The organism is Streptomyces yongxingensis, from assembly GCF_055597465.1.
Genome location: NZ_CM145717.1, coordinates 912219 through 938661 on the forward strand (window position 1 = coordinate 912219; position 26443 = coordinate 938661).

Below are 26443 nucleotides of genomic sequence, written 5' to 3' on the forward strand. Positions count from 1 at the left end.
GATCACCGCATTCCACACCATGATTCCCACCCCGACCGGCCACCCCGCCGGTTTACGACCACTGGAGGAATTGCCCATGTCTGACGCGTCCACCCCGGACAGGCCCAAACTGCGGCACCTGGCCATTGTCGCCCGTGACCCCGAGAAGCTGGCCGAGTTCTACAGCGGAATCTTCGACATGGAGCTCTTCCACCGGGACCCCGATGGCAGCTGTTTCCTCTCCGACGGGTATCTCACCCTCGCTCTCATCAAGCATCAACTCGACGGCGACACCCCGCCCGGCATGAACCACTTCGGTTTCCACGTCGCCGACACCTCCGAGATATCCGCCGCTTTGGTCGCCTCGGGCGCCGATGAACCCGCCGAGCGCTTCACCAACCGCCCGTTCGCCGAGTACCGGGCCATCGACCCGGAGGGCAACTGGTTCGACCTCTCCGCCCACGGCTTCGGCGGCCCCCGCCCGGCCGCCGAAACCGACGACGCGTAACGGGGCCCGGGGCGCCGGCCGTACGGGGCGGCGCCCCGCACACGTCAGTCGACCCGCCGCGCCAACACCTGCCCCGGCCACGCCCCGGACAGGAAGCGCTCGGTGGGCGTGAAACCGTTGCGCTCGTAGAACGCGACCAGTTCGCCCCCGCCACCCGCCCAGCAATCGACCCGCAGCAGTTCCACCCCGGCGCGCCGGGTCTCCTCCGCGGCATGGGCCAGCAGCGCCGCCCCGATGCCCCGGCCGGCGTGCCGTCGGTCGGAGACCAGCAGCCGCACGTATCGTTCGGGTTCGTCGGCCGGGGAGATCGGCATCTGCGGGCTGGGCCCGGAGTCCAGCACCAGGGCTCCGACGGGTGCCCCGTCCAGCTCCGCGATGTACGGAGCGTTCTCGGTCAGATACCGCTCGACCCGCGCCACCCCGCCGGGCCGCCGCGAGTACGGCATCGTGCCCCACTGCTCCGTGTTGCCGCGATCGTTCATCCAGACCACCGCGGCGTCGAGCATGTCCAGCACCGCCGGTGCGTCGGCCGGATTGCCCGGTCTGATCCGTATGGTGTAAGTGGTGTCGTTCACGGCGGAAGTCTAGGCAGAAAAATGCACGGAACCACCGGTCGATCGAAGAGGCGTTCAAGCGGATTGCGTAATTCCCCGGGCGGCGGGAGTTTCGCGTCAGACTTTCGCTTGGTTGTGTGCTGCGCGTGGTACAGCCTGGGGCTACGGTGTTTTCGAGCGTCTGGCAGAACGAAATCGGCGGCACCGGGACGTGGCGGCATTGGGGCACACCGTATTCGGGCGACTGTGCGAAGAGCGTCAGTGGAGTCACCCCGCGGTGTTTCTCGCGGTCTACGCCAATGTCGCCGCCCGTCTGGGAGAGCCGGAGCAGGTGACGGCCCGGCAATTCCACCGATGGCGTGAGCCTGATCCGCCATATCCGGGGCTGTCCAGCCAACGCGTGCTGGAGGACATGTTCGGCGCGACGCTGGAACGCCTCGGTTTCCCCCTCCCCCAGCAGCACCGCGGTCCCTCGGCATCCGGTGGCGCGGGCTCAGACTTGCGGTTCGCCGTACTGGGGCCCGTTCGCATCCGGCGTGGCGAGCAGGCGCTTCCGGCCCTCAGGCCGCTGGAGCGCGCCGTGCTGTGTGTGCTCCTGCTGCGGGGACGCACCGCCACCGCGAGCGAGCTGGTCGACGGAGTGTGGGGAGACACCCCGCCACCTCAGGCGATCGCCAGCTTACGCACCCACGCCTTCCGTATTCGCCGAGCGCTGGGGCCCGGCGTACTGGTGTCGGAGGCGGGAGGGTACGTACTGCGGATACGGCCCGGGGCACTGGACCTCGAGCTGTGCGAGGACTACGAGGCACGAGCGAAGCGTGCCAGGGCGGAAGGGGAGTTGACCGGCGCGCGGAAGCTGCTGCACATGGCGGTGGAGCTGTGGGAGGGGCAACCGCTGGCCGGAGTGCCCGGCCCGTACGCCGAGGCCCAGCGCGCCCGTCTGGAGCAGTGGCGCCTGTCCCTGCTGGAGGCGCGCCTCGAACTCGACCTGGAACTGGGCCCGCACACCGATGCGGTGTCGGAGCTGACCGCGCTGACCGCGGAGCACCCGCTGCGGGAGCGGCTGCGCACGCTGCTGATGACGGCGCTCTACCGCGGCGGCCGACAGGCGGAGGCGCTGGGTGTGTACACCGACACCCGCCGCCTCCTGGCCGAGGAACTGGGCGTGGCGCCCAGCACGGAACTCGCCCGGCTCCATCAGCGCATCCTGCGCGCCGACCCCACGCTCGCCGGGCCACGAAGGCTCCCGGCCGAGGCCAAAGCCGTGCCCACGGCCACACCCGCGCCACGTCCGGCGCAACTCCCGGCGAAGCTCGCGGACTTCACCGGACGCGCCGCCGTCATGGACACCTTGCGGAAGCGCCTGCTGCTCGCCCAGGGGACGGTGATGGCGATCTCCGTGGTGCAGGGACTCGGCGGAGTGGGCAAGACGGCCCTGGCCGTGTGCGTCGCGCAGGCGGTCCGGGAGCGTTTCCCCGACGGGCAGTTGTTCGTCGATCTCATCGGCCACCACGCCCAGCCCGCCGACCCCGCGGCCGTACTGGGCACATTCCTCCGTGCGCTGGGCACCCCGCCCGCGGAGATCCCGGAGGGGCTGCCCGAGCGAGCGGCGCTGTACCGCTCGGTCCTGGCCGACCGCCGGGTGCTGGTCCTGCTGGACAACGCCCACGACACGGCACAGGTCCGCCCGCTGCTGCCCGGCTCTCCGAGCTGCGCCGCGCTGATCACCAGCCGCACCCCCATGACCGGGCTCGACGGCGCCCGTGTGGTCGACCTCAGCACCATGGACCAGCCCGAGGCGCTGGCCCTGTTCACCCGCATCATCGGCCACGAGCGGGCCGCGGCCGAGCCCCACGCCTGCCGCAGGGCCGTCGCCGCCTGTGGCTATCTGCCCCTGGCCATCAGGATCGCCGCCGCCCGGCTGACGACCCGCCCGGCCTGGACCGTGCGCAACCTGACCGACCGCCTGGCCGACGCCCACCGCCGCCTGCACGAGCTGCGAGCCGGGGATCTGGCCGTCAAGACGAGCTTCGAGTTCGGATACGCGCAGTTGGGACCCTCGCAGGCACGGGCCTTCCGGCTGCTCGCGCTCACCTATGGGCCGGACATCTCCCTGGCCGCGGCCACGGCCGTCCTCGGCGTCACCACGCAGGAGGCCGAGCGATTACTCGAGTCACTCGTCGATACCAGCCTGCTGCATTCGCCCGAGCCCGGCCGCTACCGCTACCACGACCTCGTTCGCATCTACGCGCGCGACCGCGCCGAGCGGGATGAGCCGCCGGCAGGCCGAGCGGCCGCGATGTCGCGCATGCGGGACTTCTACGTGGCCTCGGCCGCACGCGTGTACGCCATGGGGCGACCGGGAGACCGGCTCGTCGGCCACCTGATGTCCACCGACCACCCCGGGCAGGACTTCGGGGGCGCCCGCACCGCGCTGGACTGGCTCCTCAGCGAAGCGGACTGCCTCCTCACCTGCGCCCAGCAAGGCGCCAAGTCCCTGGAGAGAGGCGCCGTACGCCGCGCGGCGGACCTCCTCCTGGTCACCCGGGACCTGGTCGAGTCCGGTACGCACTACCTCCAGTACGAGGCGGCGGCCCGTTCGGTGGGCAACGCCGCCCACATCGCCGGGGACACGGCCGCGGAGGGCCGGGCCCGCCTGGCGCTGGCGGGGATGTTCCCCGTCGCCAGGGGCCAGCAGCAGGCCGACGACGAAGCCCGCCGCGCGGGCCTGCTCGCGACTGCCGCGGGAGATCCGACCACCGCCTGCCACGCTCTGAACGTACGTGGCGTCGTAGCGATCTACCAGCAGCGCTACGACGACGCGGAAACACACCTCCGCGAGGCGCTGCGCGGCTTCCGGGCCGACGACAACCTCGCCTGCGTGGCCAGTGTGTTGTCCAATCTCTCCCGTGTACACGCCGCCACGGGCCGGGCCGACAGCGCCGTCGACCTCGCCACGCGGGGAGTCGACCTCCGGCGGAGCCTGGGCAGCACCTGGCGCATCGCCAATGGCCAACTCGCCCTGGGAATCGCTCTGCACCGGGCAGGACGGCATGCCGCGGCACTGAGCGAACTGCTGGAGGCGCTCAGCACCTTCCGCGACAACCGGCAACCGCTCTGGGAGGGTTCCACCCACGCCCGGCTCGCCGAGGTGTACCTCGCAGCGAACCACCCGGCCGAGGCGGCCACCCATGCCGAGCAGGCACTGGCGCTCGGCTCCATCGGCAACAAGTGGCGCCGCGGGTCGATCCTGAGTGTGCTGGGCCAGGCATTGGAGCAACTGGGGCAGCCGGACAGAGCCCGCGCGTGCCGGCGCAAGGCCGAGATGTCCTGGGTCTGGTGGAGCCCCTGATCGTGCGGCGAGCGGTCCGACTGAGGCGGTGCTGGATCGATGGCCGGGAGCGCACCGCCCCCGAGCGGCTGAGCTCTGCTTTTCGTACCGGCCGGGGCATTCAGCGGTAGGCCGGCATCCTTTCGGGTTGCGGGCCCGTGCGCGGAAGTCGTTTTGCGGCCGTGCCGGCCATACACCGGTTGACTTGGCGCGGGCGGAGGCGATCGGGTCTCCGGAGCGCGTCTTGTGAGGGCAGCCACCTTGATCAACAGACGGAACGTACTGCGGGCAGGCACGGTCGGTGTTCTGGGCACGGAGGTGATGGCTTCGCAGTCACCGCCCGCCGCTGCCACGCCACCGCCCGACGTGGCGGAGCGGGTCAGCCGGCGGGACTGGGAGCTGCTGGCCCAGGCGCTGTCGCCGCGCTCCACCCTCTACCGGCCGGGGGATTCCGGCTACCCGCCGCTGGCGCTTCCGTTCAACCACCGGTACGCCGGGATCCGGTCGGCGGGAATCGTGGCGTGCGGCACCACCAGGGACGTCCGTACGGCGGTCCGCTGGGCCCGGACGGTGGGGCTGCCCGCCGTGCCCCGCTCCGGGCTGGGCCACAACTACGCCGGGTACTCCGCCACCACCGGTCTGCTGCTCAACATGGCCCGTATGAAGCGCATCGAGTCCACCCCGGTGCCGGGTCCCCGCTCCCGGACCCGGACATACGGGCGGATCAAGGTCGTCCACGATGCGGGGACCGTCACCGTCGGGGCCGGGGTCACCAACGCCGATCTGCACCCGATACTGGAGGACCGAGGCATGTTCGTGCCGACCGGCCGCTGCCCCACGGTCGGGGTGGCCGGGCTCGTACTCGGCGGCGGGATCGGCTTCAGCGACAAGATGTTCGGCCTCACCTGCGACCGGCTGGTCTCGACGACCGTGGTGCTGGCCGACGGCGACGTGGTGGAGGCCAGTCAGAACGCGCACTCCGACCTGTACTGGGGCTGCCGCGGCGGCGCGGGAAACAACTTCGGTGTCAACACCTCCTTTACGTTCCAGTACGAGCAGTTCCAGGGCAACGTGGGCTTCTACCGGCTGGGCTGGAGCCTGGACTCGGCACTGCCGGTGATGGCCGCCGCGCAACGGATCGCCGTGGACACCCTGGACAACAAGCGGTTCCATCTCCGCGCCGGCATGGGGACTCATGGGCTCACCAGGGACGAGATCCGCGCCAACGCGGGCGTCAATGCCATCGGCCAGTACTACGGCGACCTGGAGGAGTTGCGCGACATCCTGGCTCCGCTGCTCGCCATCGGCACGGCCGAGGAGCGGGCCGGCAACAACGCGTCGGTCCGCGAGGTCACTCCGGGTGAGGCGAGCGTGCTGCTGAGCGCCACCACGCCGGTGCAACAGTTCGCCGCCAAGTCGGCGGTGCTGACCTCCCGGACGCTCCTGACCGATGAGCAGGTCGCCGCTGCCGCCGAGCAGCTGCTGGAATGGCCCGGCAGCGACAATGAGGACGGAGCCGGGTTCGCCATGTTCGCTCTCGGTGGCGAGATCAACCAAGTGCCGCCGGACGCGACAGCGTTCGTCCACCGCAACGCCGTGTTCATCCTCGCCGCCGAGACCTCATGGGCGGACTACGACCCGCCTCGCGTCGCCACGGCGAATCTTCAGTGGCTCCCCGAGTTCTACCACGCCATTTTCGGCGATACGCCTCCTCCACACTCCTACCAGAACTTCCCGGATCCGACCCTGAAGGACTGGCGGCGGGCGTACTACGGCGCGAACTACGACCGGCTGGTCCGGGTGAACCGTACGTACGACCCGACCAACTTCTTCAGCTACCCGCAGGCGATCGGCACCTAGAACCGCGGCATCCCCGAGGGCGGTTCCGGGATGGCCCGCCTCGCCATCACCGCCTCGATGAACTCCTGTGGCGGGAGGTAGCCGTGGGCGGCCACGTAGTGGAGGACGAGGTTGGGGGCGATGAGCCAACGGCCGTCGCGGGACAGGAGTCTGATCTCGGCGCTGCCGAGGGTGACCTCGGTGCCGTCGACGTTCACCACGACGGGGTAGGGCGGCTTCCCGTCCGGGTGCGGGAGGGTGCAGCTCTGCCAGCCCCGCATGCGGTTGGTGGGGTTGTCCCGGCAGAGGACCGCGAGCGCGTGGACGAATTCCGTCGGCACCGCGCACACCGAGCGGGTCAGCGGGCCAGCCGTCCCAGCAGCGAGGAGGCCGCAGCGATACCGGCCGCCGCGGCCAGCACCAGGACGGCGTAGTCGAGTGCGAGGTGGTGCGGGGTGCCCAGCAGCAGTCCGCGCAACGCGTCGACCTGGTAGCTCAGTGGATTGGCCTTGCTGACGGCCTGCAGCCAGCCGGGCATGAGGGCCACCGGATACAGCGCGTTGGAGCCGAAGAACAGCGGCATGGTGATGGCCTGCCCGATGCCCATCAGCCGGTCGCGGGTCAGCACGATCCCCGCGATGGTCATGGACAGGCAGGAGAAGAAGGCCGAGCCCAGGATCACCGCGACGGCCACCCCGAGGAGCCGCAGCGGGTTCCAGGTCAGCGCCACCCCGAGCACCGCCGCGATGGCGATCACCACGACCGCTTGGATCAGCGCCTTCACCCCGGAAGCGAATGCCTTGCCGGTGATCAGGGCGGCTCGTGGGGTCGGGGTGACCAGCAGTTTGGTGAGGATTCCGGCGTCCCGCTCCCAGATGATCTGGATCCCGTAGAAGATGGCGATGAACATCGCGGACTGGGCGATGATGCCGGGCGCGAGATAGTCGATGTACGGGGTGCCACCGGTCGGTATGGCCTTGAGCCGGGTGAAGGTCTCGCCGAAGATCAGCAGCCACAGGGCGGGCTGGACGGCCCGGGCGTACAGCTCGGTGCGGTCGTGCCGCAGCTTCTGCAGTTCGACCACGCACATCGCGACGACCCGCGCGGGCAGCATCCGCCAGCCGGTGCGGGCACGCGGCGGGGTCAGCAGCGGATCGGGGCGGCCGTTCCGTGCGAGCCCGGCGGCGTCAGCCGACCCGGAACGCGGTGCGACGGGTGCTTCGGACATCACGGAAATCTCCTCCCTGCTCGTCGAGGCCGCTGCCGGCGACATCGCGGAAGACGTCCTCCAGGGTCGGCTTCGGATCGGCCTCGCCCTCCGCCCGGCGGCGGTCGGCCAGCTCGGAGCGGAGTTCATGGGGCGTTCCGAGGGCGTGGATCCGGCCGCGGTGCATCAGCGCGACCCGGTCGCAGTACTGGTCGGCCTCGTCCATGTAGTGCGTGGTGACCAGCACGGTCATCCCGGTGGCCGCCCGCACCGCGTTGATGTGCTCCCACACGCTGGTCCGGGCGATCGGGTCCAGGCCGATCGTCGGCTCGTCCAGCATCAGCAGCCGGGGCGCGCTGACCAGCGCCTGGGCCAGTTCGAGACGGCGGATCATGCCGCCGGAGTACGTCTTGGCGAGCCGGTCGGCCGCCGCGGTGAGGTCGACCGCCTCCAGCACCCGCGCCACGCGGTCGGCCCGCTCCCGCCGGGTGACGTCGAAGACGCGGGCGAACAGCTCCACGTTCTCCCGGCCGGTGAGCCCGGCGTCGGCGGACAGCTGCTGCGGTACGTAGCCCAGCAGCCGGCGGACCGCCATCCGCTCCTTCGCCGCGTCGTGCCCGAACACCCGCACCATGCCGACGGGGACCGGCAGCAGTGTGGTGATGCAGCGGATCGCGGTGGTCTTGCCCGCTCCGTTGGGGCCGAGCAGGCCGAAGACCTCGCCCGCCCGGACCGTCAGCTCCAGGTCGTCGACCGCCTTGGTCTCCCCGAACGCGTATCGCAGGCCGTCACAGGCGAGCGCGACGGGAGCGGTGCTCTCCGGGACGGAGGACATATCCCTTCCACCTCCTCATGAAGGTTCTCGGCCAGCTTGCGCAGCGCCGGAACGGCGGCGGCCAGCGCCGCCCGGTCACTCTCGGACAGCTTCGTCACCTGCTCGCGGACCAGCGCGCCGCGCCGTGCCTGCCACTCCCGCAGCCGGGCCTCGGCGGCGGGGGTGGCCGTCAGCCGGGCGGAGCGCCGGTCCTCGGGATCGGTCTCGCGGTGCAGGTAGCCCGCCTTCACCAGCTGGTTGACCAGGGTGGAGACCGAGTTGCCCGCGAGGTAGAGCTCCCTGGCCGCGGCCGACACCCGGATCCCGGGATGGGCCATGACCAACCGCAACAGCTCCACCTGGGCGCCGCGCAGCCGCGGCTCCGTCATCCCGGCCCGCAGCCGCCGCCGGATCAGCCGCTGGACGCCGCCCAGTACGTCGGCGAACGAGTCGGGGAACTCCTCTGTGGCCATGTCTCCACTTTACCTCTCAGTAAGAGGTAATTACCCAGCGGTAAGGGGCACGGCAGGGGTGTGTGCGACGACGTTCGGCTGCCCGGTCATCGGTGCGAGCCGCGCCCTCCACCGAAAGACGTCAGTGGTGTCCCGTCCGGTGCGGCATCACGTCATATCCATCCAACGTATTGACATATCAATTGAGGGAGATCACTCTCTTGGCATGGCCGAACGTGACCTCCCGCTGTACGAGCAGATCCGCCGGGAGCTGGAGGGCAACATCCGGGACGGCCGGTGGCAGCCCGGGACCCGGGTGCCCACCGAGGCCGAGCTCGGAGAACGGTTCGGTGTCTCGCGGATCACCGTGCAGCGCGCGCTGCGCGAGCTCGTGGACGCCGGGCTGGTCGTCCGGTACCGCAGGCATGGCACGTTCGTCGCACAGACCACCGATGAGGAGAATCTGCTCCGCTCCGCGGGCGTGCTGACCAGTGGGCCCGAGACCCACGGCGACCACCGGGTGATCAGCGCCGAGGTCCTGCCCGCGGGCGGCGCGGCGCTGCGGCTGCCCGGCCTGGACGACAACGACGCCGTCGTGCAGCTCGATCGCCACAAGCTGAGCCCCGACGGCAGCCGCGTGACCAGCACGGAGCTCGCCGTGCTGCCCTTCCGATTCGCCCCCGACCTGCTCGACCAGGATCTGGTCACCATCACGAGCCATATGTACCTCCGCGACCGCGGCGTGCCACTGCGACGCTCGCGGCTTTATGTGGAGCCGTACGCCCTGGACGAGGAGCACGCCGGGCTCTTCGGCCTGAAGCCGGGTACCGCGGTCTTCCGCTGGCTGCGCGTCACCTGGGCGGAGAACGACGAGGTGGTCGAACACCTCGAAATCATCCTGCCGACCGACACCTCCCGCTTCTACGTGGAGACCTCGCTCCAAGGCCCGCTCCGCTGACCCCTGTTCGCCTCCCCGCCGAACCGTTTCCCCGCTTCCTCTCCGCCGGTCATCCCTCGTTCCCCCCTTCCCTCCCGCCTCCTCCGGTCGCGGGAACGGCACTTCCATCTCTCCTCGCAGGAGGTAGCCATGCCATCCCCCCGATCAGCCCTGCCCACCCTGGGTGCCGTGACCAGTGCCCTCGCGCTCACCGTCGCCGTCACCGGCTGCGGCGCCCCCAAGCCCTCCGCCGGTGGCGGCAAGGGAGGCGCCCTGGTGGTGGCCGGCTACGGCGGCTCGTTCGAGACGGCGTTCCGCGACTCGGTCCTGCCCGCGTTCGAGAAGAGCTGCGGCTGCAAGGTCACCTACATCCCCGGCTCCTCCACCGACACCGTCGCCAAGCTCAAGGCCCAGCGCGCCAACCCGCAGATCGACGTGGCGCTGGTGGACGACGGTCCCCAGGCGCAGGCGCTGGAGGCCGGGCTGCTCGCGTCGATCGACACCAAGGTGGTGCCGGTGGACAACGTGGTGAAGATCGCCAGGATGGAGAACGACTCGGGGGTGGGATTCGGGCTGACGGCCACGGGCATCGCCTACAACCCCGAGTGGTTCGAGGATCATGGCATCCCCAAGCCCACCACCTGGGAGGATCTGGCCAACCCCAAGCTGAAGGACAAGGTGGTCCTGCCCTCGATCACCAACACCTATGGAGTGGGGCTGCTGGTCGGGGCGTCCAAGGCGAACGGCGGCTCGGAGAAGGACGTCGGCCCCGGTCTCACGGCGGTCAAGAGGATCGCCAGGAACGCGGCGACGTTCGACACCACCGCCGATGTGTCCAACTACTTCCTCCAGGGCCAGGCCGCCGCCTCGGTGTGGGGGGTGTCGCGGACCTCGACGCTGGCGGAGAAGGACTTCCCGATCGAGTTCGTCTACCCGAAGGACGGTGCGATCGGCCTGGTGACCACGGCGAACGTGGTCAGGAAGGCACCGCATGAGGAGCTGGCCCAGAAGTTCGTCGCGCATCTGCTGGAGCCGTCCGTCCAGCGGGCGCTGGCCAAGGCCACCTATGACGGCTCGGTGGTCCAGGGCGTCAAGGAGGACCCCGCCCTGAAGAACAAGGTCGTCAGCACCGACAAGGTGGACTCCCTGCTGAAGCTCGACTGGAAGACCATCAACGAGAACCGCTCCGCCTGGACCGACAAGTGGAACAAGCAGGTGGAGAGCAAGTGACCGCGGGGACGGACACCGTCGGCAAGGAGAGCGCGCCGACCGGGACGGGCACCGCCACACGAGCGGGGAGCACCCGCGGGCGGCTGGTCCTCAAGGGGATCCACAAGGCCCTCGGCGGCAAGGAGGTCGTCCGTGGCATCGACCTGACGATGGAGCCCGGGGAGTTCCTCACCCTGCTCGGTCCGTCGGGATGCGGCAAGAGCACCACGCTGAACATGGTGGCGGGCCATCTGCTGCCCGACTCCGGCGTGGTGGAGGTGGACGGCCGCGACATCACCCGGCTCCCGGCGAACCGGCGGGCCATGGGCATGGTGTTCCAGTCGTACGCCCTCTTCCCCCATATGACGGTGGCGGAGAACATCGCGTTCGGCCTGCGGATGCGCAAGGTCGGGGCGGCCCAGCGCAGGCGCAGGGCGGCCGAGGCCCTGGAGCTGGTGGGACTCGACGGCATGGGCGAGCGCTATCCACGCCAGCTCTCCGGCGGACAGCGTCAGCGCACGGCCCTGGCCAGGGCGCTGATCGTGGAGCCCGATCTGCTGCTGCTCGACGAGCCGTTCTCCAACCTCGACGCCCAGCTCAGGGTGCGTCTGCGCGAGGAGGTAGCCGCCCTCCAGCGCCGGGTGGGCACCACCACCGTCCTGGTCACCCACGATCAGGACGAGGCGCTCGCGGTGTCGGACCGGATCGCGGTGATGACCGAGGGGACGATCCATCAGCTGGACGCCCCCGAGACGGTGTATCTGCGTCCGGCCACGGACTTCGTGGCGCAGTTCGTCGGGGAGGTCAATGTGCTCGACGGGATCGCGGCGGGGGCGGCCGTCGAGGGGCACCGCTGCCGGATCGGTGACACCCACCTCGTCACGGCGACACCGGTGGGCGCCGCGCCGGGCGACGGCGAGGCGGTACGGCTCTATGTGCGGCCGGAGGCCGTCCGGGTGCTGGCCGTGCCCGAAGCCGTGCCCGGGAAGGGCCGTTCGGCGGCGAGCGCACCTGCCCGTACGGCGGCGGAGCCGGGGCTTCCCGGCACCGTCGAGGCCACCCGCTTCCTCGGCACCCGTGTCCGCTGCGTCGTGGCCACGGCCGCGGGACGTGTCGAGGCCACGCTGCCGTTCGGTTCCGGGGTGCCCGGTCTTGGCGAGGAGGTGATCTGCGCATGGCAGCCACAGCACGCGTCGCTGACGGCCCGGCCCTGACGCCCGACGGCTCCGCGCCGGCGCCGGGGGTTTCCCGGCCGGTCAAGAAGCGCGGCCCGTGGCGCACCGGTCTGCTGCTGGCCTCCCCCGCCATCGCGGTGCTCGCCCTGCTCTTCATCGCACCGCTGTTCATGCTGGTGTACAACAGCTTCCGCACCCAGGCGGGCGATCCCACACTGCACAACTACACGCGATTCCTGGGGGATTCCTTCTACCGGGATGTCCTGTGGCACACCTTGTGGATCGGCGCGCTGACCACCCTCGGCTGCCTCGTGGTGGGCTACCCGTTCGCCGTCTATCTGCGCGGACGCTCCCCCAGGGCGCGCAACTACCTCTCCCTCGTGCTGCTGTCGCCGCTGCTCATCTCGATGGTGACCAGGGCGTACGGGTGGCTGGTGCTGCTCGGGCCCAAGGGGCCGATCGCGGACGGGTTCCACGCCGTGGGCCTGGACGCGCCGAAGATGCTGTACAACGACACCGCGGTCGTGATCGGCATGGTGCATGTGATGCTCGCCTACATGGTGCTGCCGCTGATGGGCAGTCTGGACCGGATCGACCCGGCCCTCACACCCGCGGCAAAGGGGCTGGGGGCGAGTGGCTGGACGTGTTTCTGGCGGATCACCGTGCCGCTGTCCTTGCCGGGGATGCTCGCCGGTTCGCTGATCGTGTTCAGCCTGACCGTCTCCAGCTTCGTCACCCCGGCGATCCTGGGCGGGCCCACGGTGAAGCTGATGCCGTACTTCGTCTACACCGAGGCGACGTCCAATCTGAACTGGCCGTACGCGGCGGCGATCGGCTTCGTCCTGATCGTGGTGACGACGATTCTGACGGCCGTGTACGCCCGGCTGCTGCGCGGGCGTGGCGGCAAGGAGGTGTTCGCGTGACCACGGCGACCGAAGCGGAGACTGAAGCGTCAACGGCAACGAGCGAGGCTGCGGACAAGCCGATCGCCGGAGGCGCGGGCGGGCGCGCGAGGCGCCTGCTCGGCGCCGTGTTCGCCGCGCTCGTCGGCCTGTTCCTGCTGGCGCCCGTGCTGGTGACCATCGCCTCCTCGCTCACCACGACCAGCTACGTCACCTTCCCGCCCAAGGGGCTGACCCTGCACTGGTACGCGGAACTGCTGAACCGCCCCGAGTTCCTGGACTCGTTCCTGCTCAGCATCGGCGTGGCGGCGGGCGCGGCCGTGGTGTCCACGGCGCTCGGACTCGCCGCGGGGCTGGCCATCCACCGCTATCCGTTCCCGGGGAAGTCGATGCTGGACCGGCTGTTCTCGAGCGCGTTCGCCGTGCCGACGATCGTGCTCGGCATCGGGCTGCTCCAGTGGTACGCCCAGCTCGGCATGGCGTCCAGCCCGCTCACCCTGCTGCTGGCGCATCTGGTGCTGACCGTGCCGTACACCGTGCGCCTGGTGCTGGCCGGGCTCGCCGGGCTCGACCGGTCGGCGGAGCTGGCCGCCGCCGGGCTGGGCGCGAAGGCTCCGCAGGTGTTCTGGCACGTGACGCTGCCCGCCGTGCGCGGGCCGCTGATCGCGGGGGCGTTCTTCGCCCTGATCACGTCCTTCGACGACCTGACGATCGCGCTGTTCGTGGTGACCACGGACATGCAGACCCTGCCGGTGCGGATCTTCAACTACCTCCAGTACAACTACGACCCGACCGTGACCGCCGTCGGCACCGTGATGGTGCTCTTCGCCGCGGTGGCCGTCGTCATCATCGAGCGCGTCGTCGGCGTCGCGCATCTGTTCGGGGCCGACCCCGAGCAGTGACCTTCGTGCCAAGGAGGATTCCCGTGCGAGTTGTGGTCATCGGAGCCGGAGTGGTGGGCGCGGCCGTGGCGGCGGAGCTGGCCGCGCGTGGCGCCCGGGTCACCGTGCTGGAGGCGGCTCACCCCGGAGCGGGCACCACCGCGAACTCATTCGCCTGGATCAACAGCGCGAACAAGGAGCCGGAGCCGTACTTCGCGCTCAACCACGCCGGTATCCGCGCACACTACGAGTTGGCCGGGGACGGCGCGCCGTGGTTCTTCCCCGCCGGAAACCTGGAGTGGGCGGTGACGGACCGGCACAAGGAGGTGCTGACCGGACGGGTGGCACGGTTGCGGGCCAGGGACTACCCGGTGGAGTGGATCACCGCGGAACAGGCCCGGGAGCTGGAGCCGGACCTCGCGCCGGCACCGTCCCACGCCATGTTCGCCTTCTTCCCCGAGGAGGCGTACACCCTGCCCGTGCTGCTGCTGTCCCGGCTGCTGGGAGCGGCCAGGGACCGTGGCGCCACGGTGGTCGCCGGCGCCAGGGTGACGGCGATCGAACGCGGCCCGGCCGGAACCACGGTGATCTGCGCCGACGGCGGCCGCCACCCGGCGGACACGGTGGTGAGCTGCGCGGGCCGGTGGACACAGGAAGTGGCCCGACTGGCGGGTGCGCACGTCCCCATGGCGGACCCGGATCTCGCGGGTTCGGCCACGGTCGGCTTCCTCGCCACCACCGCGCCGGCGGCCGCGCGGCTGTCCCGCGTGCTGACCGGTCCACGGCTGAACGTCCGCCCGGACGGCGGCGGTCGGCTGCTGCTCCAGGCCCTGGACCTGGACGCGACGGCGGACCCCGCCAAGTCGTACGCGCCCGACGGCGAGATCGCCACCGCCATGCTGGCCCGCCTGCCCGAGGTGCTGAACGGCGCCGAGGGCACCGTGGTGGAGAAGGTTCGGGTCGGCCGGCGCGCCATGCCGGGCGACGGCTTCACGGTGGCGGGCTTCCCCACCAGCGACGTTCCGTTCTATGTGGTGGCGACCCACAGCGGCATCACCCTGGCGCCACTGCTCGGCCGCCTGGTCGCGGACGAACTCCACGGCAATGAGTCCCCCCTGCTGAAGGACTTCCGGCCCAGCCGCTTCACCTCGGGCGCGGTCCTGCCCCCGCCGCCACCGGCACGCCGCCCCGGCGAGCAGTGAGACATGGGTCGCCGACGAGTGCCGAGGTTCTCGTGGTGCCACGGATCCCGGACCGGCCTTGCCGGTGAAGCCGAGCGTCGACCAGTCGGCGGTCACCGAGGCCGGCCTGTCGGCGAGTCCCGTACACCTGGTCAGGATGGGCCAGGACGAGACGTAACACCGCCACTGCCGCGGTAGGCGGCGGTGGCGATTTCCACGAACGAACGGATCAGGGGATTCGTGTCGTCCTCCCTCCACGCCACCACCACGCGGCTCGGCTCCATGTCGATCAGCGGCACCACGGTGAGCCCCTCCGGCGGCTCGTGGTCCACGAGCGTCATGCCGACCGTGCCGTTCCACAGCACGACTTGCCGGCATTCCTGGACTCCGCGCACCACCGGGCCCTCGCGCGGTTCCCCGCCGTTCCAGTACGCCTGCCAGACGGGGTCGGTGCCCTCCGGGAACAGGAACCAGCGGCGGTCCGCCAGGTCCGCCAGTTTCAGGCTGTCGCGGCGGGCCAGCGGATCGTCGGCCCGCAGCAGTGCGCCCACCGGGTCGGTGCGCAGCTCGTGCACGGTCAGGCCGGTTTCGTCGAACGGCCTGCGGGTCAGGGCGATGTCCACCAGCCCGGCGTGCAGCCCGCAGGTGGGATCGGTCAGGTCGGTCTCGCGGACGTGGACCTCGACGCCCGGGTGCCGCCGGTAGTAGGCGCCGGCCAGCCGAGTGGCGCCCGGGTCGGTGCTGTCGCCCAGGATGCCCACGGTGAGGCTCGCGGTGCCGACCGCCGCGGCCACCCGTACGCGTACCCGGTCGGCGTGGTCGAGCAGGGCGCGCGCCTCGTCGAGCAGCACGGCCCCCACCGGGGTGAGCGTGACACCGGCGGACGACCTGCGGAACAGCGCGGCGCCCAGCTCGGTCTCCAGCTGCTTGATCGCCCGGCTCAGCGGCGGCTGGCTCATGTGCAGCCGGACGGCGGCCCGGCCGAAGTGGAGTTCCTCGGCGACCGCCACGAAATAGCGCAGCGTGCGTAGCTCCATGGTGCGACGATACCCATCCGGCATCGACACCACAGAAGAAGTCTTGGACGGTCGCGGCGCCCCGGCGGTGGAATCTTGGTGTGACTGAGGAACCGAAAACCAGTGTCCAGGTGATGAGCCACTATGCCACCGAGCCCGCCACCGGCGTCGCCCGGAAGGCCGGACGGGAATCGTGAACGTGGCGTATTGGGTCGTCGCCGGTCTGCTCGCCCTCTTCTACCTCTACGGGGGCGGGGTGAAGGTGGTCCGGAGCCGTGAGCGGCTCCGGCCGATGATGGCCTGGGTGGACAGCACGCCGATGGCGGCCGTCAGGGCCATCGGCGTGATCGAAGTGCTCGGCGCGATCGGGCTGATCCTCCCGCCGCTGACCGGCATCGCGCCGTGGCTGGCCCTGGCCGCGGCCATCGGGTTCGTGATCCTGCAGATCGGCGCCACAAGGGTTCACCTGCGCCGTGGAGACCGCCAGGTGGCGCTCAACATCACGCTCTTCCTCGCCGCGGCCGTGACCATCTGGCCGGCGACGACATGGCTGTGACATCGGGCAGGGCCACTCATCGGCCCACTCGGCCAAAAGGTGACAAAATGATCCCAGGAGGTTGATCCACGCCGGGCAGGAGGGCTGGTGGACCTGGACGCCGTCGCCGATGAGCTGTACGCCCTGCCACCGGCGGACTTCACCGCCGCCCGTGACGACCGCGCCAAAGACGCCCGCACCGCGGGAGACCGGAAGCTGGCCGAGCGGATCCGCCGCTTGCGCCGTCCCACCAAGGCGGCGTGGGCGAGCAATCTGCTGGTACGGCGGCAGCCGGACGAAGCCGAGCAGGTCCTTCGGCTCGGAGAAGCCCTGCGGCAAGCACACCAGGATCTGGACGGCGGGCGACTGCGGAAGCTGTCCACACAGCAGCGCCAGGTCATCGCGGCGCTCGCCCGCCAGGCGAGGGATCTGACCGCCCGGGCCGGGCAACCGATCGGCGAGGGCGCCCAGCGCGAGGTGGAGGAGACCTTGCGCGCCGTGCTGGCCGACCCGGACGCGGGTCAGGAATGGGTGCGGGGGCGACTGGCCAAGCCGCTCACGGCGCCCACCGGATTCGCGCTCGTCGCCGGCGCCGCCCGGTCCGCGCCACCCACCTCGCGCCGCGGCGAGCGGGTCTCCGGCAGCCGGGTGGCCGACCTGGACGCCGCTCGTTCGCGGCGCCGCGAACGACAGGAGCAGGAGCGGCGCCGTAAGCAACAGGAGCAGGAGCGGCGCCGTGAACGACAGCAGAAGGAGCAGCGCCGCGCGGAACAGGAGAAGCGCCGCGAACAGCGAGCGCGGCAGGCCCGTGCGCATCAGGAGGCCGAGGACGCCGTGCGTCACCTGCGCGCCCGCGAGGCGGAGCTCACCGCGGCCGAGTGCGAGCAAGGCCGTGCTGACCAGCGCAAACACCAGGCACAGCAGCGTCTGGCGGACCTGAGAAAACAACTGAACGAAGCCGAGGACGAGCGGCGGGAGGCCGATGAAGCCGTCCGGGAGGCCCGCACGCGGGTGCGGAAGGCGGACCGGGCGGTCCGTGAGGCGAGGCGGCGGGCCGCGGACGCGGCAGCACAAGCGGAGCAACTCGCCGATCAAGCAGAACCGCCGACGGTGTGAGGAAAAGGCGAGACAGGAAACCCGACCACATGAGTTCGCGCTGGACGGCCCAGGCAGGCCGAAAGCCGAGAAGAAGCACCATGCGAGGGAGGAAGCGATGATGAGCGACGAGAGGGCGGACGACGTCTATCAGCCGACCGGCACCAACGAGGAGCAGGAGGACGCGGCCCCCCTGGACGCCCAGGACTCCCTGGACGAGCGCGACTACGACGAGATGCTCGACGAGGGCTACTCGCCGCCGGAGAAGCCACTGGGTGTCACCAAGCACGGCACGACGGCGGCCGAACAGCACGAGCGCGAGACGCTCGACGAGCGGCTGGCCGAAGAGACCCCCGATGTCGAAGCCCCAGCGGGCGACGAGGTGGGAGATGTACAGGAGGGCGAGGGCGAACCGGTCGACCCCGAGGCGGGAACGGACCGCACGGGCCGCCTCGTCGCCCCCGACGAGGGAGCGCACACCGACACCACCAAGGAGGTCATCGCCAGGGACGAAGGCATTGACGCGGGCGCTGCCGGCGCCGAGGAAGCCGCCGTGCACACCGTCCCGGAGGAACAGCTCGAAGAGGAAGGCGACACGGAACCGGATCGCTGATCCTGCTCGCGGCATCGCTGATCCTGCTCGCGGCACGAATCCCCGGGCTGTGGGCGTGACCGGCCGCCGGTCCGGCGCCGGGCAGTCAGGCGGCGAGCGTCGGCGTCAGCCGCCCGTGGCCGCGTTGATGGCGTCCCGTGTCCGGTCGACCAGGGACGCGAAGGGGCCCACGGTCCACTGCGCCGCCGGTGAACCCGCCGCCGAGGGGTGAGGATGGGTGGGGGCGATCTTCTCGGCCGCCCGCAGCCGCGTTCCCATGCTCCTGAGCTGCTCTTCGGTCCGCCCGGCACGCACACCGGGGAATTCCTCGCGCTCCTCGTGTTCGGCGTGGTCGCTCACGGAGCGTTCGAACTCCATCAACTGTGCGTCGAAATCGGGGCTGGTGACATCCATCTTCTCCAGCCGGGCCAGCACCTTGTTGGCCTCTTCCTCCTCGTGGTTGCGGGCCTCGGCCTCCTGCTTGCCGACGGTGTCCTGCGCGACCGGCCGGATGATCATCTCCTCCGCCGTCTCGTGCACCGCCAGCAGGGCCCGCAGCTCATCGAACGCCTGCTGCTTGTGCTCGCCCTCGGCGCTCTTCACATCCTCGAAGAGGTCCCGGATGCGGGCGTGCTGCTCCAGCAGGATCGCCACCACATCGCCCTCCGGCAGCCGCGCTGCCTCCCTGCGTTCCGCGTCCGCCGCGCTCATCGCCACGTCCTTTCCTTCGCTGGATCCTCAGGGGTCTATGGGTCACCTCGATATCGCGGCGGAAACCAGGCATCACTGATATGTCCGACGGCGGGAATGGCCATTCCGCGCGAGGCCGATCCATGCGGCGATGCCGTGGCAGCTTCCTGACAGGACGTTTCCCGGGCGTCGGCACGCCCTGCCGCCGGGCCGTAGCGTGGCCGGAGGGGTGAGCGGTCTCGCGGTGTGAAGGCGATCGCTCACGCGATGACGGACGTCTTTCCGCGGGGGGGGCCACCGCGATGCTGATCCTGCCATGCGACGGCTCGGCGGACACGGTCGGTGCGCTGTCGCGCGCGCTGGCCGTGGCGGTCGAGGGCGACGGGGAAGCCGTGCTGCCCGTGGCGGCCGGTGGGGGCTCGCCGGGGTTCGACACCCGCGGGCCCGTGCCCTCCCGAACGGCGGTGGTGGTCGGTACCTCCGGCTCCACCAGCGAGCCCAAGGGGGTGCTGCTCTCCGCCCGGGCACTGCGCGCGTCGGCCGAGGCCACGCACACCAGGCTCGGGGGCCCCGGGCGCTGGTTGCTGGCGCTGCCCGCACACCATGTGGCGGGTGTGCAGGTCCTGATCCGCTCGCTGCTGGCCGGGGCGGAGGCAGTGGTCCACGATCTGCGGCAGGGCTTCCGGCCCGAGCGGTTCCGCTCCGCCGGTTGCCGCTACACCGCGCTGGTGCCCACGCAGATCCGCCGTCTGCTGGATGCGGGTGGCCCCGGCCTGGCGGCGTTACGGGAGTTCGACGCCGTACTGCTGGGCGGCGCCGGCACACCCGAGCCGCTGCTGACGCGGGCGCGTGAGGCGGGCGTGAGGGTGGTGACCACCTACGGCATGACCGAGACCGCCGGCGGCTGCGTCTACGACGGGGTGCCGCTTGAGGGGGTACGGGTGCGGATCGGTCCGCCACCGGACGTGACGGCCGGGCCCGCCGCGGGCGGTCCGATCGCTCTCGGCGGGCCGACCCTGGCATCCGGCTATCTCAACCGTCCTGAGCTGACGGCCCGTTCCTTCCACGACGGCTGGTTCCAGACGGACGACCTCGGGCGCCGGCGGGAGGACGGCCGTCTTCAGGTGCTGGGCCGGGCCGATGACGTGATCGTCACCGGCGGTGTGAAGGTGTCCCCGTCCGTGGTGGAGCAGGTCCTGCGGGAGCAACCCGGGGTCGGGGACGCGTGCGTGGTGGGGGTGGACGACCCGGAGTGGGGGCAGATCGTGGTGGCCGCCGTCACCCCGCGTGAACCGGGGACGGTGGGGCAGGGGTCCGTGGGCGCGCTGAAGGGCGCGGTCCGGGAGCGGCTCGGGCGCGCCGCCGCGCCCAAGGACATCCGGGTCGTCGAGGCCCTGCCCCTGCGTGGCGTGGGGAAGCCGGACCGGTCGGCCGTGCGCCGCCTGTTCACCGCGGAGTGAGGTCGGGGGCGTACGGCCCCGGGTGTTTTCCACGGCCCGGCCGTTGTGTACCGCCCGGTCCCCCGGCCTCAGGCCGTCAGCTCGATGTGGCGCCGGGTGTGGGCCTTGAGGAAGTCCTCCTTCACCTCGTACGGCACGGCTGTGGCCGGAACCTCGATCAGGCCGTCCACCGCCCGCGTTTCCGGTGTGACGATGTCCTCGCCGAAGTACTTGTCGGAGCCGGAGTTGTCGCCGGGCAGTGTGAAACCGGGCAGCGCCGAGAGCGTCACGTTGGCGGCTCTGCTGATGCCGAAGTCGTGCATGCCACCGCACCACACCGGCACCCCGGCCGCGACGCAGGCGTCATGAACCCGGACGGCCTCCAGGAGGCCACCCAGGCGAGCGGGCTTGATGTTGACCACGCGGCAGCTGCCCAGCGCCAGCGCCTCCCGCGCCCGTCCGGCCGAGGTAAGGCTCTCGTCGAGGCAGAGCGGTGTGGCCAGCTCCTTCTGCAGGGTGGCGTGGTCCAGCAGATCGTCCCAGGCCAGCGGCTGCTCGATCATCATCAGGCCGAACGCGTCCAGATCACGCAGCCGCGGAAGGTCCTTCAGGGTGTAGGCGCAGTTGGCGTCGGCCATCAGCGGCAGCTCCGGGAACCGGTTCCTGATCGCCTCCAGCACCTTCACATCGGCTCCTGGGCCGATCTTGACCTTCACCCTTTGGTACCCCTGACCGACGTAGCCCGCGATGGTGTCGCACAGCCGGTCGTGGTCGCTGTCCATGCCCACACTCACGCCGGAGGGGACATGGGTGCGCGCCGCGCCACCGAGCAGGGTGGCCAGCGGCCGGCCGGTGGTGGCGGCCAGCAGGTTCCACGCGGCCATCTCCAGGCCGCACCGGGCGAAGTTGTTGCCCTTGACCCGGCCGTAGAGGGCCGTGAACTCCTCGATGGTGTCCCAGGAGCGGCCCACCACCGCCGGGGCGAGGAAGTCGCGGGTCACGGACCACACCGTGCCGGTCGTCTCGCCCAGGTAGTACGGGTCCACCGGCACCGGTGCCTCGCCCCACCCCGTGAGGCCGTCGGCGGTGGTGGCGCGGACGACCATGTGCAGCAGGGTCTTGGCGCTGTGGGTACTGGCGGTGAAGCCGTGGGTGAGCCGCAGCTCCACCACGGAGAGGTCGAGCCGGTCGATGCGCGGCACGGAGGTTCCCCTTCCCGTCGTCGGGAGATGGCGTCGTCGAGAGATGAAGTGGTGGTGTCTAGGGCCTGAGGGTGGAGCCGCCGTCCACCGTCACGGTGGTGATCGTCATGTGGGCCGCCTGGTCAGACACCAGGAAGCCGATGACGGAGGCGATGTCCTCGGGCTCGGCCAGCGTGCCGCGGGGAATGCCCACCCGGTGGCGTTCGGGGTCTCCGCGCAGCAGCGCCTGTCTCCGGCCGGGCAGATGTGCGTTGGCGCGGGACATCGGGGATTCGGTGGTCCCCGGCGCCACGACGACGGATCGCACGCCGTGCCCGGCGAGTTCCAGTCCGGCGCAGTTGGTGAGGTACTGGGCGGCCGCCTTCGAGGCCCCGTAGAGCCCTTGGTCGTACTTGACGATTCCGGCGCTGTTCGATGCCACGGTGATGACGCAGCCGCGTCCGCGCCGCGCCATCCGTCGGCCCACCGCACGGACGCAGTTGAAGGTCCCCCGGACGTTGACGCCGAACACCCGCTCCCACTCGGCGTCCTCCTGCTCGGTCAGCGGGGCGGTACGGCCGAGTACTCCGGCGGCGTTGACCAGGATGCCGATCGGGCCGAGCCGGTCCTCCACGTCCTGGACGGCCCGTTCCACCTCGCCGGAGTCGGTGACGTCGAGGCGTACGGGGTGTGCCGTGGCGCCCAGTTGCCGGGCCACGGTGCGTGCCCCGTCCTCGTCGATGTCCGCCACGGCCACGATCGCTCCCTCGGCGGCCAGTTGATGTGCGGTGGCGGCTCCGATGGCCCCTGCCGCGCCGGTGACCAGGGCCGTGACCTCGGCTATGCCGGTCAGCCTCATGCTCCTCGCCCCGTTTCCCGCTCTGTCCCTCGCCCCGTTCCCGGCTGCGTTTCCGGCTCGGGGCCGGGGAGGGACTCCGCGGCCAGCAGCTCGGCGTCGATCCGCTCCAGCACCCCGGAGAAGCGCTGGAGCTGGCGCTTGAGCAGCGCCGTCGTGCTCGGGTCGTTGGCGGAGATCTCGGCGGCACACGCGGTGGCCTCCGCACCCGCCCGGCCCGGAGGTACGAGCCGCTGCAACAGCCCCAGTTGGTAGGACTCGTGTGCCGTCACCCAGCGGGAGGTCAGGAGCAGATCCTTGGCGGCGCCCAGGCCGACCAGCCCGATGAGCTTCGCCGCCCCGATGGGGACCCCCAGGCGGGAGCCCGGGAAGCGGTACACCGAATCCTCGGCGCCCACCCTGATGTCGCACGCGGCGGCCAGCTCCGCACCGGCGGCGACACAACGTCCCTCGATCGCGGCCACGGTCGCCTTGGGCGCCGCTGCCACCGTCCGCTGCAACCGCGCGAAGACCCGAAGCCGGCCCACACGGCCCTCGTTCCCCAACTCCTCGTCCCGGTCGGCCCCGACGCAGAAGTCCGGTCCGCTGCCGCTGAGGACGAGCACCCGTACGGCGTCATCGGCCAGCGCGTCCTCCACGGCCTGAAGCAACAGCGCGGCCGCCTCGGTGGTCAGCGCGTTGCGTGCCCGGGGTCGGTCGATGCGGAGCTGTGCCACTCCGGCGGCGAGGTCCCGCTCGACGCCGATCACCGGAGCGTCCACAGCTCTTCGAGGGCGCGGGCCACGGTCCGGTGCGTCTGGTCGTGCACCGCGACATTGGCCGCGCGGTCGGTGCGCAGATGAATCATCGACACGCCCGGGGAGCCCACCCGTTCCATCAGTGCGGACCGCAACTCCCCCTCGTCGGCGGCGCGGACGACACCGACTCCATAGGCGGCGGCCACCGCGCACACATCGGCGGCCTGCGGGGTGCCGAAGAGCAGCTCGAAGGTGTCCTCCGGGAGGCGTGACGCCTGTGGCAGGAACGAGAAGATCCCACCCCCGTGGTTGTCCACCACGACGAGTGTGCAGCTCAGATCCGGGGCCTCGGCCGCGCCCAGCAGCGCGCCCGCGTCATGGAGGAAGGTCAGATCGCCCAGCAGTACGGCCACCGGACTCCGGGCCGCGGCCACGCCGAGCGCGGTGGCGATCGTGCCGTCGATCCCGTTGACACCGCGGTTGGCCAGCACGGCGGGGGGACGGTGGCGGGGCGCGGCGAACCACTCGAGGTCCCGTACGGGCATCGAGGACCCGACCACCAGCGTCGCCTCGGTGGGCAGGGCGTCGAAAAGCGTACGAGCCACTCGCGGTTCGGTGAGTTCGGCTCGGCCGTCCAAGGCATCGGCCATGGCCGCCTGCGCGGTGGCTTCCGCCGATGTCCACGCGGTGCGCCAGTCCGGTCCGGCCAGGGGCTCCGGCACCGCCTCGGCCACCGCGCGGCACAGGGCCGTGGGCTCGGTGCGCAGCACGGTGGCGGCCAGCCGGTCCGGGTCCCGCCACCGCCAGTCCGGATCGACGAGCACATGCCGGGTGCCGGGCCGCCGCAGCCAGTCGGCCACTGCCCGGGAGGCCCAGCGCTCCCCGAGGTGCACGACCACCTCGGGGCGCAGCCGGTCCCGGGCGTGCGGGCCGCGCAGGATGGCGTCGGCCGCCGCCACGGTGCCGGCGCCCGGCGTACGGGCGCCGGAGCGCGGATCGGCCAGCACCGGCCAGCCCAGTGCCGCGGCGGCCTCGTGCACGGCGGCCGGATCGCCCGCACCCGCGCCCACGAGCAGGACACCCCGCTCGTGCCCGTCCGCGACAGCGGCCACGTCCGCCCGGGTGGCGGTCAGGACCGGGCGGCTGACGTGGTGCCAGGGCCGCCCGTCCGGCCGGCCGGGGGGCAGGAAGCCGGGCCGTGCGACCAAAGGGTCACGGAAGGCCAGGTTGAGGTGGACGGGGCCGGGGCCGCACGGTCCGGCCTCGGCCTCCGCCACGGCGCGTGCGGCGAGGGAGCGCCACATCCCGTCCTGGCTCCGCTCGGGAACCGCCACGGCCACGGCCCAGCGCACCGCCGATCCGTACAGGCCCGTCTGGACCATGGTCTGCGGGGCGCCCACTCCCTGTAACTCCGGTGGGCGGTCGGCCGTGCACACCACCATCGGCACCCCCGCCAGATCGGCCTCGGCGACCGCCGGATGGAGCTCGGCCGACGCCGTACCGCTGGTGGTGACCACGACGGTGGCGCGCCCGGTGGCACGGCTCAGCCCCAGGGCGAGGAAGCCCGCCGCGCGCTCGTCGAGGCGTATGCGCAGCCGGATCCGGCCGTCCTGGGCGAGGGCGAGCGCGAGCGGGGTGGAGCGGGAGCCGGGCGCGATGACGGCGTCGCTCAGCCCCGCGCGGACCCATTCGTCGACGAGGGTGGCGGCGAAGGCCGCCTGAGCGCCGCCCTCGGTGTCGGGGGCCGCCTGAGCGCCGCCCTCGGTGTCGGGGGCCGCCTGAGCGCCGCCCTCGGTGTCCCGGGCCGCCTGAGCGCCGCCCCGGGTGTCAGCGGCGGTGATGCGTCCGTCCACGGATTCACGGCCCGCCATCAGCGTGTCCAATCCTTCACCGCACCGAGCCGGGTCAGCGCCGCGCCGAGCTGGCCCAGCAGTCCGGAGCCGACGCCGGAGAGCATCCGGTAGCCGCTGCGCTGGAGCTCCTCCCCGCCCTTGTTCGACGGGGAGGAGCCGTCGAGCCAGCCGTCCGGTGTCAGCCGGTCGCACAACATCTCCCATGCCTCCTGCGCCACCACGCCCTCGCGATCGGCGGCGAAGCGGCCGCGCTCCACGCCCAGCGCCAGGGCCGCGGCGATACCGGCGGATCCGCAGGTCTCCGCCCCGGTGGCGGGCTCCGCCAGGTAGCAGTCCCAGATGCCCGCGGCGTTGCGGCGGGACAGTACGAGCCGGGCGGCCCTCGCGGCCTCGTCCCACAGGTCGTCGGTGTCCGGCTGGTCGCCGAGTTCGGTCAGGGTGCGCACCAGGCCGAGCAGGTACCAGGCGTACGCACGGGCCCAGTTGCGGTAGACGCGGCTGCCGTCGGGCAGCAGCCTGAGGTAGAGGTCGTCGTCCCACGTCAGCCGCCTGCGGCGAACGCGGAGCTGACGGACGGCCGCCTCGCGCAGCCGGGTGTCCCCGGTGGCCTTCGCGAGGACGGCCATGGGGTAGGCGACGGTGTAGCACCCCTCGGCGGTGGTCGGGTCGTCCTTGACGCATCCATGGGGATCGGTCCGGACGTTCCAGGACTCGACGGCCAGCCGGAGCGTGGGGTGCCGCGGATCCCGCTTCGCGACCACGGCGAAGGGGAGCGTGGCCTCGATCCCGTACACACGGTCGTTCGCGGGGCGGCTGCGCGGATCCTCGTAGCGCAGCCGGGTGCCGTGGACATAGACGGCAAGGTGGTCGCGCAGCGCCGTCTCGGCGCGGGTGTCGCCGGGAAAGGTGGTGCGCAGGTCGTACAGCGCGTCCAGCACGCATCCCTCCATCCACCCGAACGGCTGCACACTGGCCAGGCTGGTGAGGTGGCGGTGGAGTGCCGCGCCCGGAGCCGGTGGGTCCCCGGCCTCCAGCAGCAGCGCGGGCCGCCGCTCGACGGGGGCCTCCGGGCCGGAGAAGATCCACAGCGGCTCGGTGGCCGGTTCGGGGGTGAGCGTGAGCCGTACGCCCTCGTCCAGCACGGCCCGTACCGCCTCGGTGTCCAGCGGCAGATCGTAGGGCTGGTGGCAGTCGGCGTACCGGATGTCGAACGAGCCGAGCGGCCGACCGGTGCCCACCGAGACGGCCTCGACGCGACGGACGTCCCGCACGTCACAGGCGACGAACAGGCGCAGCCGCCCCGGGGAGACGGGCGCCGTGGAGCGCCATGCCAGCACGGTGGGCGCATGGCTCCCGGCGCCGGTGATGGCCGCGGTCGACCATGTCAGCGGGGTGCGCCGGTCCGAGGGGAAGGGAACGCTCGGCGCGTCCACAGTGCTCGCGGGAACATGATGTGCGCTTGCCATTGATGATCCCTCGC

Annotated in this window: 24 protein-coding genes and 1 pseudogene; 13 read left to right on the forward strand and 12 right to left on the reverse strand. The window is 71.5% G+C overall.

Annotated elements, in window-relative coordinates; translation table 11 throughout:
• Positions 1–76: 76 nt before the first annotated feature.
• Complete coding sequence (locus ACZ6TD_RS04145; protein WP_471350633.1) at positions 77–487, forward strand: VOC family protein; 411 nt, start codon at positions 77–79, stop codon at positions 485–487.
• Between the two features lie 44 nt (positions 488–531).
• On the opposite strand, the gene ACZ6TD_RS04150 is transcribed toward ACZ6TD_RS04145, so the two are convergent.
• Positions 532–1062, reverse strand: coding sequence for a GNAT family N-acetyltransferase (locus ACZ6TD_RS04150; protein WP_471350636.1), 531 nt, complete (start codon positions 1060–1062; stop codon positions 532–534).
• A gap of 256 nt (positions 1063–1318) precedes the next feature.
• Between ACZ6TD_RS04150 and ACZ6TD_RS04155 the strand changes: the two genes are divergently transcribed.
• Together ACZ6TD_RS04155 and ACZ6TD_RS04160 are read left to right on the forward strand one after the other, a co-directional pair.
• On the forward strand, positions 1319–4393 hold the full coding sequence (locus tag ACZ6TD_RS04155) for an AfsR/SARP family transcriptional regulator (protein ID WP_471350639.1): 3075 nt from the start codon (positions 1319–1321) through the stop codon (positions 4391–4393).
• A gap of 300 nt (positions 4394–4693) precedes the next feature.
• Complete coding sequence (locus ACZ6TD_RS04160) at positions 4694–6232, forward strand: FAD-binding oxidoreductase (protein WP_471350641.1); 1539 nt, start codon at positions 4694–4696, stop codon at positions 6230–6232.
• Here the strand turns inward: ACZ6TD_RS04160 and ACZ6TD_RS04165 are convergent.
• The 4 genes and pseudogenes from ACZ6TD_RS04165 to ACZ6TD_RS04180 form a co-directional block, all read right to left on the reverse strand.
• A complete protein-coding gene (locus ACZ6TD_RS04165) occupies positions 6229–6552 on the reverse strand; it encodes a DUF7919 family protein (RefSeq protein ID WP_471350644.1) in 324 nt (107 codons plus the stop codon). The genes ACZ6TD_RS04160 and ACZ6TD_RS04165 overlap by 4 nt on opposite strands.
• 17 nt (positions 6553–6569) lie before the next feature.
• On the reverse strand, positions 6570–7439 hold the full coding sequence (locus ACZ6TD_RS04170; protein ID WP_471350647.1) for an ABC transporter permease: 870 nt from the start codon (positions 7437–7439) through the stop codon (positions 6570–6572).
• Positions 7399–8253 carry an ABC transporter ATP-binding protein gene (locus tag ACZ6TD_RS04175; RefSeq protein WP_471350649.1) on the reverse strand — a complete coding sequence of 285 codons (855 nt, stop codon included), beginning with the start codon at positions 8251–8253 and terminating at the stop codon, positions 7399–7401. The genes ACZ6TD_RS04170 and ACZ6TD_RS04175 overlap by 41 nt, the downstream gene beginning before the upstream one ends.
• A 5-nt stretch (positions 8254–8258) precedes the next feature.
• Positions 8259–8705 (reverse strand): annotated as a pseudogene (locus ACZ6TD_RS04180) (MarR family winged helix-turn-helix transcriptional regulator); the annotation flags it as partial.
• A 205-nt stretch (positions 8706–8910) separates the two neighbouring features.
• Here ACZ6TD_RS04180 and ACZ6TD_RS04185 point away from each other — a divergent pair.
• The 6 genes from ACZ6TD_RS04185 (at position 8911) to ACZ6TD_RS04210 (ending at position 14990) form a co-directional block, all read left to right on the forward strand.
• Entirely contained in the window at positions 8911–9642 is a 732-nt protein-coding gene (locus ACZ6TD_RS04185; protein WP_471350652.1) for a GntR family transcriptional regulator, read from the forward strand.
• Between the two features lie 168 nt (positions 9643–9810).
• Complete coding sequence (locus ACZ6TD_RS04190; RefSeq protein WP_471350655.1) at positions 9811–10851, forward strand: ABC transporter substrate-binding protein; 1041 nt, start codon at positions 9811–9813, stop codon at positions 10849–10851.
• Positions 10848–12044, forward strand: coding sequence for an ABC transporter ATP-binding protein (locus ACZ6TD_RS04195; protein ID WP_471350658.1), 1197 nt, complete (start codon positions 10848–10850; stop codon positions 12042–12044). The genes ACZ6TD_RS04190 and ACZ6TD_RS04195 overlap by 4 nt, the downstream gene beginning before the upstream one ends.
• Positions 12005–12928, forward strand: a complete 924-nt coding sequence (locus ACZ6TD_RS04200; protein ID WP_471350661.1) for an ABC transporter permease — start codon at positions 12005–12007, stop codon at positions 12926–12928. Before ACZ6TD_RS04195 ends, ACZ6TD_RS04200 begins: the two co-directional genes overlap by 40 nt.
• Positions 12925–13809, forward strand: a complete 885-nt coding sequence (locus tag ACZ6TD_RS04205) for an ABC transporter permease (RefSeq protein ID WP_471350666.1) — start codon at positions 12925–12927, stop codon at positions 13807–13809. Before ACZ6TD_RS04200 ends, ACZ6TD_RS04205 begins: the two co-directional genes overlap by 4 nt.
• Positions 13810–13832: 23 nt before the next feature.
• Positions 13833–14990 (forward strand): NAD(P)/FAD-dependent oxidoreductase, encoded by a 1158-nt coding sequence (locus ACZ6TD_RS04210; protein ID WP_471350670.1) that lies wholly within the window; start codon positions 13833–13835, stop codon positions 14988–14990.
• A 131-nt stretch (positions 14991–15121) separates the two neighbouring features.
• Here ACZ6TD_RS04210 and ACZ6TD_RS04215 read toward each other — a convergent pair whose 3' ends face one another.
• Positions 15122–16006 carry a LysR family transcriptional regulator gene (locus tag ACZ6TD_RS04215; protein WP_471350675.1) on the reverse strand — a complete coding sequence of 295 codons (885 nt, stop codon included), beginning with the start codon at positions 16004–16006 and terminating at the stop codon, positions 15122–15124.
• A gap of 172 nt (positions 16007–16178) precedes the next feature.
• On the opposite strand from ACZ6TD_RS04215, the gene ACZ6TD_RS04220 reads away from it, so the two are divergent.
• The 3 genes from ACZ6TD_RS04220 (at position 16179) to ACZ6TD_RS04230 (ending at position 18228) form a co-directional block, all read left to right on the forward strand.
• Positions 16179–16541 carry a DoxX family protein gene (locus ACZ6TD_RS04220; protein ID WP_471350679.1) on the forward strand — a complete coding sequence of 121 codons (363 nt, stop codon included), beginning with the start codon at positions 16179–16181 and terminating at the stop codon, positions 16539–16541.
• 87 nt (positions 16542–16628) lie between these two features.
• Positions 16629–17636, forward strand: coding sequence for a hypothetical protein (locus tag ACZ6TD_RS04225; protein WP_471350683.1), 1008 nt, complete (start codon positions 16629–16631; stop codon positions 17634–17636).
• Between the two features lie 97 nt (positions 17637–17733).
• A complete protein-coding gene (locus tag ACZ6TD_RS04230) occupies positions 17734–18228 on the forward strand; it encodes a DUF5709 domain-containing protein (RefSeq protein WP_471350685.1) in 495 nt (164 codons plus the stop codon).
• 105 nt (positions 18229–18333) lie between these two features.
• Here ACZ6TD_RS04230 and ACZ6TD_RS04235 read toward each other — a convergent pair whose 3' ends face one another.
• Positions 18334–18918: a hemerythrin domain-containing protein gene (locus ACZ6TD_RS04235; protein ID WP_471358831.1), complete on the reverse strand. Its 585-nt coding sequence runs from the start codon at positions 18916–18918 to the stop codon at positions 18334–18336.
• A gap of 281 nt (positions 18919–19199) precedes the next feature.
• Here ACZ6TD_RS04235 and menE point away from each other — a divergent pair, with 281 nt between their 5' ends.
• Entirely contained in the window at positions 19200–20357 is a 1158-nt protein-coding gene (gene menE, locus ACZ6TD_RS04240) for an o-succinylbenzoate--CoA ligase (protein ID WP_471350688.1), read from the forward strand.
• A 68-nt stretch (positions 20358–20425) separates the two neighbouring features.
• Here menE and menC read toward each other — a convergent pair whose 3' ends face one another.
• The 5 genes from menC to ACZ6TD_RS04265 are packed head-to-tail and all read right to left on the reverse strand — an operon-like array spanning position 20426 to position 26429.
• A complete protein-coding gene (gene menC, locus ACZ6TD_RS04245) occupies positions 20426–21538 on the reverse strand; it encodes an o-succinylbenzoate synthase (RefSeq protein ID WP_471350692.1) in 1113 nt (370 codons plus the stop codon).
• A 58-nt stretch (positions 21539–21596) separates the two neighbouring features.
• A complete protein-coding gene (locus ACZ6TD_RS04250; protein ID WP_471350696.1) occupies positions 21597–22376 on the reverse strand; it encodes an SDR family oxidoreductase in 780 nt (259 codons plus the stop codon).
• A complete protein-coding gene (locus ACZ6TD_RS04255) occupies positions 22373–23134 on the reverse strand; it encodes an enoyl-CoA hydratase/isomerase family protein (RefSeq protein ID WP_471350699.1) in 762 nt (253 codons plus the stop codon). The genes ACZ6TD_RS04250 and ACZ6TD_RS04255 overlap by 4 nt, the downstream gene beginning before the upstream one ends.
• Positions 23119–24981, reverse strand: coding sequence for a 2-succinyl-5-enolpyruvyl-6-hydroxy-3-cyclohexene-1-carboxylic-acid synthase (gene menD / locus ACZ6TD_RS04260; RefSeq protein WP_471350701.1), 1863 nt, complete (start codon positions 24979–24981; stop codon positions 23119–23121). Before menD ends, ACZ6TD_RS04255 begins: the two co-directional genes overlap by 16 nt.
• Positions 24981–26429, reverse strand: a complete 1449-nt coding sequence (locus ACZ6TD_RS04265; RefSeq protein ID WP_471350704.1) for a glycoside hydrolase family 88 protein — start codon at positions 26427–26429, stop codon at positions 24981–24983. The genes menD and ACZ6TD_RS04265 overlap by 1 nt, the downstream gene beginning before the upstream one ends.
• Between the last annotated feature and the right edge of the window lie 14 nt (positions 26430–26443).